Source organism: Bacteroidota bacterium, assembly GCA_018692315.1.
Classification (GTDB): domain Bacteria; phylum Bacteroidota; class Bacteroidia; order Bacteroidales; family JABHKC01; genus JABHKC01.
Genome location: JABHKC010000036.1, coordinates 1 through 10,921, shown reverse-complemented (window position 1 = coordinate 10,921; position 10,921 = coordinate 1). Strand labels below are relative to the sequence as shown.

At 33.6% G+C, this 10,921-nt stretch carries 8 protein-coding genes; 1 reads left to right on the top strand and 7 read right to left on the bottom strand.

Annotated features, from left to right (window positions below; all coding sequences use genetic code 11):
• The 7 genes from HN894_03165 to HN894_03135 all read right to left on the bottom strand — a co-directional run.
• A partial coding sequence (locus tag HN894_03165; GenBank protein MBT7142312.1) for a hypothetical protein occupies positions 1–1,032 on the bottom strand: 1,032 nt, incomplete at its 3' end.
• A 752-nt stretch (positions 1,033–1,784) separates the two neighbouring features.
• Positions 1,785–2,573, bottom strand: a complete 789-nt coding sequence (locus HN894_03160) for a patatin-like phospholipase family protein (protein MBT7142311.1) — start codon at positions 2,571–2,573, stop codon at positions 1,785–1,787.
• Between the two features lie 1,021 nt (positions 2,574–3,594).
• Positions 3,595–4,110, bottom strand: a complete 516-nt coding sequence (locus HN894_03155) for a hypothetical protein (protein MBT7142310.1) — start codon at positions 4,108–4,110, stop codon at positions 3,595–3,597.
• 353 nt (positions 4,111–4,463) lie between these two features.
• Entirely contained in the window at positions 4,464–5,663 is a 1,200-nt protein-coding gene (locus HN894_03150) for a cofactor-independent phosphoglycerate mutase (protein MBT7142309.1), read from the bottom strand.
• 50 nt (positions 5,664–5,713) lie between these two features.
• Positions 5,714–7,078 carry a threonine synthase gene (gene thrC, locus HN894_03145; protein ID MBT7142308.1) on the bottom strand — a complete coding sequence of 455 codons (1,365 nt, stop codon included), beginning with the start codon at positions 7,076–7,078 and terminating at the stop codon, positions 5,714–5,716.
• Positions 7,079–7,207: 129 nt separating this feature from the next.
• A complete protein-coding gene (locus HN894_03140) occupies positions 7,208–7,387 on the bottom strand; it encodes a four helix bundle protein (protein ID MBT7142307.1) in 180 nt (59 codons plus the stop codon).
• Between the two features lie 87 nt (positions 7,388–7,474).
• Positions 7,475–8,944, bottom strand: a complete 1,470-nt coding sequence (locus tag HN894_03135) for an O-acetylhomoserine aminocarboxypropyltransferase/cysteine synthase (protein ID MBT7142306.1) — start codon at positions 8,942–8,944, stop codon at positions 7,475–7,477.
• A 456-nt stretch (positions 8,945–9,400) separates the two neighbouring features.
• Here HN894_03135 and HN894_03130 point away from each other — a divergent pair.
• Positions 9,401–10,921, top strand: a 1,521-nt coding sequence (locus HN894_03130) for a hypothetical protein (GenBank protein MBT7142305.1), incomplete at its 3' end; no start/stop codon positions are given.

Below are 10,921 nucleotides of genomic sequence, written 5' to 3'. Positions count from 1 at the left end.
TTCGATTTGCTCGGAATAAATTCCATCTCGTACATAAAACACTACGGGGCAGCTAATTCCTGCATTGTTTAGTATAGTAACAGCTTCTGTAAAATTCTGAAAATGGGGGTTTGTACCTCCTATGGTGTAGTTGCCGCAAAGGCTTGATGAAAGCCCAATATTAATTGTATCATTCAGTGGATTTGCATCGAATCCTAAATTTGGATTTTCTACCCATATTTTTAAATCGACAGGAATTCCTGAAACAAAATTGTAGGAGCCCAAAACTACATTGCTATCCGACTCAAGAAAGGGTAAATTCCCCATCCATGAAAAAGGGGTTTGCAGACTGCCATTTATTTCCCATTGAATTGTAGTATTGAGAACTGTATCAGCACCATAGTTTTTAATGACAATTTCAATATCGTTTAGTCCAGAAGAAAATGGCATTGTTGGTGATAATAAATCAACAATCCCAAGGTCTAAGCTCAAAGGAGCAAAGACTCTGATGTTGTCGATTGCCCAAAAATGCAAACCATTTCCTATCCATACAAAACGTAGCATAGCATTTGAAATTCCTCCTGCAAATGTAGAAATATTGAACATTTCACTTGAGATTCCTATTGTTGGGTTTGTAAATTCTGTTACGATATTCCAGGAAATCCCATCGAAAACTTCAACTCTGGCAGTGTCGGGACTTGTTCCGGTAAATTTATGATCGAAAAACAAAAAAATATTGCTCCCAATTGAGGCATCGAAAGCCGGAGTTTGTAACCAAACATTTTCTGCCCCACCAGCCGATGAATAGTTTTGACTATCGAAAATTGCAAAGTTTCCAATAAATGGATAGGCTAATGTTTGTCCTCCCGGATTGTCGAAATGCCATAGGTCTGTTGTTAATCCTTGTACTTGGTTCTGAGTCCATCCTATGGGCGGAATAGTATCTGTTGCCGTACTGAAATCTTCGTTCAGGATGTAAGTTTGAGCAACAAGGTTTGAATTAATAAAAAAGAAAAAACCTAAATTTGCAATTAGTATGTAAAATGTCTTCATAAAATTTTGATTAAAATATTTGAACAGTTTTTGTTATTGTTAAAATCATAATATCTAAATTCCCAAATTGTTTTATAATCATGCTTTTACACATCAAAAACAGAATAATAACTATTATCCAAATATAGAAAAATAGATTGTTAGATTGCAAATAAATAAGAATATTAAGCATAATAATCATTTTTAAAATTTGCTTAGATTACATATGATGAAATAACAGATGATATGATTTATATGCTTCGATTTCAACAAAAGATTAGAGAGCAAATAACATATAGATTTTTTGTAAGTATTCCTCTGCTTATTTTTCATATTTATTAAATAAACAACATATATTAAAACTAAGCACAAATTTATAATGAATATGGATTTTAAATTTTACAAAAATGAAGTGAAAATATATCCCTATAAATGGGGATTTTTATTATTTGTAACTCAATGAAAATTGAATATTAATTTTATGAAAAAATCAAAAATTTCATTTGGTTCGATTAAATCAAACATCCCGTTGTAAATTGTCTCCTCAACTTAAAAACTGTGCAAGACTATTATTAAGTTTCTTTTAAGAACCGCATAAAAACATTGAAACTAATCAATGTCGAAAACTTGAAGTTAACAATAAGCTTTCTTTGTGAAACAACTATTACACAAACTTGCTCAGAGAAGCACAAACTTGCACAAAAAACAAAAGGAATTATTTAGAACCGGACATAATAACTTTTCAGTACACTGATTCGTTGCAAATCAGGCAATTAAGAAAATTCATTGAGCTTAGACTTAAGTTCGTTTTCAAGCCTATTTTTAGCATATTTATATCCAATATCAAATATTTCGGTTAGTTTTGAAGTTTCCAAAACGCTATACTTGTTCAGTTTTGGTGGTTCGAAAAACATATCGCATTGATGAGATTTGTATCTTACATTTTTTCCAATACTCAAGTGAAACGAACGTATTGCAATGCTCACTAAATTATTGAATTCCTTTTCTTTGCTCAAAGGATTTACATGAATTCCAATTATTTTATCGGCCAGACTTCGAATTGGATTTATTGGCAAGTTATTTAAAACACCTCCATCAACATAAGGGATTCCGTCTATCACCACTGGAGAAAACAGTACCGGAATGCTTGCCGATGCAATAATTATACGTATCAAATTTCCTGAAGAAAAATATACACATTTTGCATTTATTAAGTCAGTTGCAGCAATGAAGAGAGGAATTTTTAAAGTTTCGAAATTTGTTGATTTTAAGTTTTTCCTTAAAGTACGAGTTAGTTTTGAAATTTTGAGTAATCCCTGCTTTGGAAAAGACAATTCCCAATATTTCGATTTTGAATTAATAAACATTTGAAGTATTTCGTCTGGCGAATATCCATCGGCGTATAAAGCTCCAAAAACTGCACCTGAGCTTACCGCTGAAATATAATCTGGAAATATTCCTTTTTCGTTCAGTGCTTTTATTGCTCCGAGATGAGCAATCCCTCTGGCACCGCCACCACTTAACACAAAAGCTACTTTATTTTTCTTTGTAATTACTGGCATATCTCTTCTTTTTTTAAAATTACATTTGTTTGATTAATGTTTTGTTACAGTCTCAGGCAGACATGTTGTCCCTGTTTTCCTTTTCCAACCTACATTTGTTATTCTAACAAAATAAGGCTTTTTATGGTCATTTATTTTATAATTACCTGACATCAAAAAACTTTTTTTCATAAGGCACAATATATAAACTTTTGTAAAATAATTGAGTACTAAATTCAGGTTTTCTTAAAAGTTATTACTTAAGTCTCTATCCTGATTAATTCATAAATTTTCGTAACGAAAGCTCAAAATGTGTGTCAGATTTGAACTACCACAGATTCTTTTTGAGTAATAGCGAGCTATTTTGATGGAATAAAAATTGAGGACGGTCAAAGATGATGTACAGTTTGGGCTTGTAGTAGAAATATTTATGAATTATTCAGGATATATTACACAGACAACATGTCGGCGTGAGTGGTTTCAATTATCGTAAAATATTTTGCCGGTAAATTTTGCCTCTTTCCTGAAAGATGATTTGCCGGAAAAATGTTTTACAACATTATTTTAAGAATTTCCAGGCACAATGTAGCTTCTATTTCCATTATTTTCTTCCTTTAGGTTAGAGGCAAAAAAATAATAAAAATAGAAGCGGTTTCATGAAGATACAAAGAAATCTATGCAATTCTGATAGCTATCAGAAGATTTGCTAAAAGACCCTGCCATGCTAAAACGCATAGATGAAATCGGAAAAATGGAAAAAGAAGACAAAAGCCATATCCTGCACGTGCTCGACGGATTTATCAAATCTGTGAAACTTAAAAATATTGCGGCGATGTGAAAAAGAGTGTATTGAATAGTAAATCTCTTGTTTTACTATTCATTTTGTAGAACCTGTGAACAAGAACAACATGTCGGCTAATAATTAAAGTTTATCCGTGTTATTATACCCACGGATTTGCAATCCGCGCGAGCTGGTTAATTACTAATCTTTTAAATGGAAACTGGTCAAATGATACTTCATCTGAGCTTATATTAATATAGCTTACTTTCGTAACCACTGCTCTGGAATTTTTTTATTAAACCAAACCTTCTTTATTTCAAATCCTTTGCAATCCATCATTAAAAACACTATGTGCGAATCATCCGTTAACGGATAGGGGTATTTTTTTCTGTCAGATTTATACATTGCATCAAAATCGCCAAAAACGACTGGAAGCTTATACTTTTTATCCTTTGACTCATAGATACGATTACTATTTCTAGCAAGAAAATGATTGTGGTAAGTTGTATCCTTTTTATAGTTTTTAAGAAAACTTAAGGTATACACCTGATCATAATCTCTATAACTATCTATACAATTGAAACGGATTTTCAACACTAAGTTTTCCTTTATCACATCAAAGTCAAACGAATCCAATTTTGCAACTACAGCACTATCTGCCTGCTTATGAAGATTGTAAATGATATTACTCTTTATTTCTGTATCAGATTGAGAGAAAGAATATATTGAATACATCAAAAGTATTACCCCTGTACTAATAATTCTTGTTAATAACATGTTTCACGAAATTTATCGGGTTTTGTTTAATAATTTGTAATGTGGTTTCCTGGCTAGTGCGGATTTGCAATCCGTGCGTCCATAATCGCTGTAATCCAGAAATTTACTTGCTGGGATAAAATATGCTTTATCAACCTCATTTGTTTTGTAATTGCCAATCATTTAGCAAAGATAAATATTTTTCTTAACAATTAAGGTTAATTTAATGTTGTTAGACGCACGGATTGCAAATCTGCACTAGCAGGGAATTTACTTTAAAATCGTATTCAAAATGTATTAAATCCACTTTGATCGTATTGCTTAAAAAGCTTGACATTGCGATTGGTGGAAACATCGGAATGTATTTCAAAATATTAAGCCAAAAGAGTTTTCATAAATTCCTCTCCCTCAAGAATTCCATAATATCCTTTTTTCGTACTTTCTTCGTTGTATTCTGTAACACTATCGGCTTTGATGTCCGGGTGATAAATAATGAAAGGAACAGGATCGTGAGTATGGGTTCGTAGAGCACAGGGAGTAGGATGGTCGGGGATAACTGCAATTGTAACTTCTTCTTGCATTTTGGCAGTTTCTTCAACAATATATTTCACAACTCTTTGGTCGAGATATTCTATTGTTTTTACTTTTAGTTTTTCATCGCCTTCGTGGCCTGCTTCGTCGCTAGCCTCGATATGTAAATAGACCAAATCTACTTCTTTCAAAACCTCAACTGCTGCTTTTGCTTTACCTTCGTAATTTGTATCGTACAATCCTGTTGAACCTTCAACTTTCACTGCTTTCATTCCGGCATAAGAGCCAATTCCGTAAAGCAAATCGACTGCCGAAATTACAGCTCCGCTAATTCCATATTTTTCCTGAAGTGTCTTCATTTCTGGTTTGTTTCCGGGCGACCATGGCCAAATTGAATTTGCAGGGTCTTTTCCTTCTGCAATTCGTTTTTTATTTACCGGATGGCTTGAAAGAATTTTCTGAGATTTCAGAATAAGAGAATTTAACAAATCTGCTGTACTATTGTCATCGTCCTTTGCTTTTACTAAGACCTCTTTAAAAGGTGTCCCAGGTACATCGTGCGGAGGTGTACATGAGATATTGTTTTTCCCATTTTTAATTAACATAAGATGACGATAGCTCACACCAGGATGAAATTTTATAATATCGTTTTCCAATTCGTTTTTGAGGGTATCTATTAATTCGTATGATTCTTCGTTGCTAATATGTCCGGCGGAATGATTTTTGATTTTTTCATTTTCAATACAAATTAAATTCATTCTCATTGCCATATCGGTATTTTCAAGCTCTACCCCCATGCTTGCTGCTTCGAGTACTCCTCTTCCTTGATAAACCTTTCTTACATCGTAGCCAAGAACTGCCATGTTTGCAATTTCGCTGCCGGGTGGCATATCGGATGGCACAGTTATCAGTTTTCCGCATCTTCCATTTGTAGCAAGACTATCAATGTTAGGGATATTTGCAGCCATCAATGGGGTTTTGTTTCCAAGACTTTCGAGAGGATAATCTGCCATTCCGTCCCCAAGAATTATTATATATTTCATATTATTAGGATTTTATTTTTTTATTTGAACCTAAAGAAGATAAACTTTTGCTAATAGTTATCTTTCAGATAATTTTTAAAATCAATGTAACTTTTTGACATATCTGTAATGATTTCTTGTCTGTTTTCTAAACCTTTCAAACTATCCGGTAGTTCCGGGTCAAAATTGAGGATATTATTTATTTGTTCTGGAAATTTAGCCGGATGAGCAGTTTCGAATGATACACAAACTTGGTTTTTGTCTTCAGGATTTTCGCTAAGATACGTTTGTAGCCCTTTCCAGCCCACTGCTCCATGTGGTTCGAGAAGTAGTTGATACTCGTCGTAAGCATTTTTTATTGTTGTTTTTGTTTCTTCATCGTTTACACAAATTGCAAAAATGTCGTTTCTGAGTTTTTGCATATCGGGCTGCTTGAAAATATTTCCTTTTTCGTCCATAACACCGCCGTATAGAGCTATCAGACGAGGAATATTGCTTGGATGACCCACATTCATAGCACTTGATAGGCAATCTTTCGAAGGTTCAATTTTTTCGTATTCACCGCTTGACAAAAACTTTGGAAACTCATCGTTTTCGTTTGTTGCAATCACAAATTTTTTGATAGGAAGTCCCATATTTTTGGCAATTATTCCTCCCATCATATCGCCAAAATTGCCTGATGGAACTGAAAAAATTATATCATCGTTTTCAGTGCCTTTGCGAAGTTTTGCAAAGGAGTAGAAATAATATACAATTTGTGGAATTAAACGCCCAATGTTTATAGAGTTTGCTGAAGACAGGTTCAAATAATCAAGCTCACTATCAGAAAATGCTTCTTTTACAAGTGCCTGACAATCGTCGAATTTCCCATCAAGAGCAATTGTATTTATGTTTTCTCCGAGAGTGGTCATTTGCTTTCGTTGCCTGTCGGTAACTTCAGTTTTTGGATATAACACAAGAACTTTAATATTGTTTAATCCATAAAAAGCATTTGCGATAGCACTGCCAGTATCTCCAGAAGTGGCAGTAAGAATAAGAAGATTCCTGTTATTTATTTTTAAAAAATATTGCATTAAACGTCCCATCATTCGGGCAGCAAAATCCTTAAAGGAAGCAGTTGGTCCTTGATCTAATCGCATGACGAATTTGTTGTCATAAACCTTTTCAAGAGGTACAGAAAAATTGTAGGCATCTTTTACTATTTCAAACAAATTTTCATCTGAGATCTGACCATATAGAAATTTTTTCCCAACTGCAAAAGCTATTTCGTGATATTCCATCTTTGAAAAACTGGCTATTTCCTCTTTCGTAAAGCTGGGAATTTTTTCAGGCATATATAATCCCTTGTCAGGAGCTAATCCTTTTATCAATGCTTCGCCAAAAGTTAAAGGTTTGGCTTTTTGATTTGTCGAATAGAATAATAGTGGATTTTTCATATAAGATTAGTTGAAATTTATAAAGTTTTTACTACCTGATAATAGTTTTGATATATACATTGCTAATGAATAAGCAATTTTAAATTCTTCATTGTTTATTTTTTCTAAATCCTTTGCCAGTTATAGTATTTAACGAACTTTGCTACAAGATACTTTTGCAATATATAGAAATTGTCTAAATTCAGCATTTGTTTGTCGTTCAAAGCCTTCTGAGATTTTATTCATAATTGATACAGAAGCTCGGAGGATATGGTCTATAAATCCATAATCCTTACTTTTGGAAAATATTGAATATATTAGTTTTGCCAATTCTTTCGCTTTTTGCTAAGATAGAATATCTTCAAATCTACTAATTCGCATTCCTCTTACTTTCAACTTTACAAACTATCTCATTTATCAACTTCTCTGAAGTGTAGCAGATGAAGCTCCACCGGCAGAAAATTCAGGAGAGGTATATGTTATCTTTTTTCCATCTAAAACTTCCAGAGCTTGTTTAATGTCATTGATTATGTCATCAGGATGTTCTGCTCCAACGCAAAGTCTAATTAAGTTTGGTGGAATATCGGCAAGTTTTCTTCCTTCTTCGCCTTGCTGCGAATGTGTTGAAATGGATGGGATTGTCGCAACAGATTTTATTCTGCCAAGATCGGTAGCACGCCATATTCTTTCGAAAGCATCGAATACTTTTCTGGTTTCTTTTGCTCCTCCTTTAACTCTGAACGACATTAAATGTCCAAAACGATTTACTTTCTCGTTGTACAATTCATCGTGTTCAGAATCTACCAAAACAAGATATTTTTTAGCCAATTCGTGTAAAGGGTGAGATTCAAGACCCAGATAATCAACCTTTTCGATATGTTTATGATTTTCGATATATTTTGCAATTTTTAAAGTAGAACGACTCATTAAATCAATTTTCGAACGTAAAGTTCTGATATCGTTTAATGTTAAAATGGCATTCATTGGAGATATATTCGGCCCATTGTCTCTGTTAGGAAGTGCTTTGATATAGGTAGCAAAATCTTCTTTCATCAATGGGTTGTCAATTTTGCTAGTGATATTTTTTCTGGAAATTAGAGCTCCGGCAATTCCAAATCCACTTGATGACAGAGTTTTTGTAACAGATTGTATAACTATATCTGCACCATAAGCCAGAGGACGCATTAAGGCAGGTGTGGCTACTGTTGCATCCACAATCATTGGTAAATTGTATTTATGTGCAAGTTGAACTACTTTTTCAAGATCGAAAAATGATAATCCGGGATTACTTGGCATTTCTCCATATAGAAATCGAGTGTTTTCATCAATTTGAGATTCCCATTCATTAATGTCATTTGAGTTAATGATTTTTTTCCACTCAATATTTTTTTCCTGATCTTTTCTTATAGCAAATTGCTGAAAAGTTCCCCCATAGACTTGAGCTGTTGCAACAAAATTCATTTTGTCGTTAGGATAATTTTTATCTACAACGAGAAATGGATCGCATGCACTTTGAATTGCTGACATTCCGGATGAGGTTGCACAACACGAGGCTTCTACATCGGTGCCATACGATTCAATCAGAGCTAACACTCCTTCGAGATAATACATGCTCGGATTTCCAATTCGTGAATAACACCAAGTTGGTATTTGATAGCTCAATGCCGCTTCCATTTCGTCAGAATCGCGATAGGCTTGCGAAGCAGACATATAGATTGGCTCAATAGTTGAACCTTGGTTAAAATCCAATGCTTCCTGCATTGAGTAAATTCCATGAACTGCAATAGTATCGAACCTGCATTTTTTCATTTTGGCTTTGTTTTCGAGATGCCATTTCTGCGAGCGTTCGGCAGCTTCCAAATAATGTTCTATTCCTTTGTTGCTCATATTATATGACTTTATTATAGTTTATAAAAAGCAACAAAATTACTGATTATAATTTGATTATTTCTGAAAACAGAATGATTATTATATATAATTTTTCATATAGACTAAAAGTTGTTTTGAGCTACTGGAAATAACATCTTCTTTTAATCAAAAAAAATAGTATTACTGCAAAATAATATCTATCCAAATAATAAAAATTACTTGACATCAACCATTTTTTGTTTTATATTTGAAAATTATTAAGCAAAAAGCAATATTATGAAAGCAGAAATACTATTATTTTTTATAATAGCTATTTTATCCAAAATAGTATTTCAGGCTATAGCAGATATTGGAATAAAGCAAAAGACCATATTAACAAATGTTGGAATCAAGACACAATTTCGATTCTATTTTTTGAAAATTGATAAAGCTCTCTTTTTCATGAATAATTTTAAATTCTTAAATTCCAGTGTTATGAAAAAGATAGTTTATATAATAGTTTTAGTTTTTACACATTTATTCTCATTTTCGCAAACAATAAACACCAATTGGATATCAACTGGTGGCGGACTTTATGACGATGGCTCAAAAGCAATTTGTTTTGACAAAAATCAAAACTTGTTGCTTACAGGATATTATAAAAATGCTGCAATTTTTGATACAATTAGCATTAATGGATATAATCAATACTCTTTTGACAAGGATATTTTTATTTTAAGGTATAATTCACTTGGTGAATTAAATTGGGTAAAAAGTATAACCTCGATGTTCGACTGTGAAGGAACTGAAATTGCTGTATCTCAAAGCAATAGCATTTATGTCTCAGGAACTTACAGGCGAAATATGACGATAGGGAATCAACTTTTAGAACCCTACAGCATGAGTGGAGAGGATATTTTTTTAACAAAAGTTGATGATTTTGGGCAGCCGATATGGGCTCGTCGGGCTGGTGGCGGTGGATACGATAAATGTGAAGGAATGGCAATTGATAATAATTCAAGCATATTTTTAACCGGTTATTATAATTCTACTTCAAACTTTGATACTATCAGTTTTTTAAATTACTATGGAGCAATTTATATTGCAAAATTTGACTCTACCGGTATTGTAGATTGGGCAAAATCTATAACTACAAATTGGTGGGATGTTTCTTTTGATATTGAAACAGATATGGCAGGAAATAGTTATGTTATTGCTGAATTTACATCATCAGTTACAGTTAATGGTGTTTCATACGCTTCAAGTGGAGAAGAAGATATTCTGTTAATAAAACTAAATAATGCAGGGAATTTCATTTGGTCTAAAAAAGCAGGAGGTTCAAATATAGATATTCCTCGTGATATTTTTGTTGATGATGCAGGAACTATATACATCACCGGATATTTCCAAGGCACAGCAACTTTTGGCAACCAATCGATTACAAGCAACGGTGGCTACGACATTTTTGTAGCTTGTTGCAGCAGTGTGGGGCAGTGGCAGTGGGTAGTAAGTGCCGGCGGAACCGGTGATGATCAGGCATTTGGAATTTCTATGAACGAGCTTGGCGGAATTTATATCACAGGAAGATTTGAAAACACAATAAACTTTACCGGTCAAAGCAAAACATCGAATGGTGGCACCGACATTTTCCTTGCAAAATACGACCTTTTCGGTGGTTTCCTCTGGGCAGAAGCTTTTGGTGGCACTACCGATGATGGAGCAAACTCAATTGACGTTTCTGAAACCGGCACAATAGCCCTCACCGGCTACTTCCAAAACTCCATGACCATTGACACGATCACAGTTTCGAGCAATGGCGGGAATGATATTTTTGTGGCGAGTTTTGAGGATAATAATATAAATTATTGCGGTGTACCAAATTCATATTTCAATACAAGTATCAATTATACAGAAATTTCAATTGAGCCATTTTATCCTTACGATACATCACTTTATTTTCTAAGCTGGCAAATGGGCGATGGCACCGAGTTTTATCAAATGACTTCTGTTCAGTAC

Bases quoted from the DNA above. Each gene is read 5' to 3' on its own strand.
- HN894_03160 (MBT7142311.1), bottom strand. From the start codon at position 2,573: ATGCCAGTAATTACAAAGAAAAATAAAGTAGCTTTTGTGTTAAGTGGT.
- HN894_03155 (MBT7142310.1), bottom strand. From the start codon at position 4,110: ATGTTATTAACAAGAATTATTAGTACAGGGGTAATACTTTTGATGTAT.
- HN894_03150 (MBT7142309.1), bottom strand. From the start codon at position 5,663: ATGAAATATATAATAATTCTTGGGGACGGAATGGCAGATTATCCTCTC.
- thrC (MBT7142308.1), bottom strand. From the start codon at position 7,078: ATGAAAAATCCACTATTATTCTATTCGACAAATCAAAAAGCCAAACCT.
- HN894_03135 (MBT7142306.1), bottom strand. From the start codon at position 8,944: ATGAGCAACAAAGGAATAGAACATTATTTGGAAGCTGCCGAACGCTCG.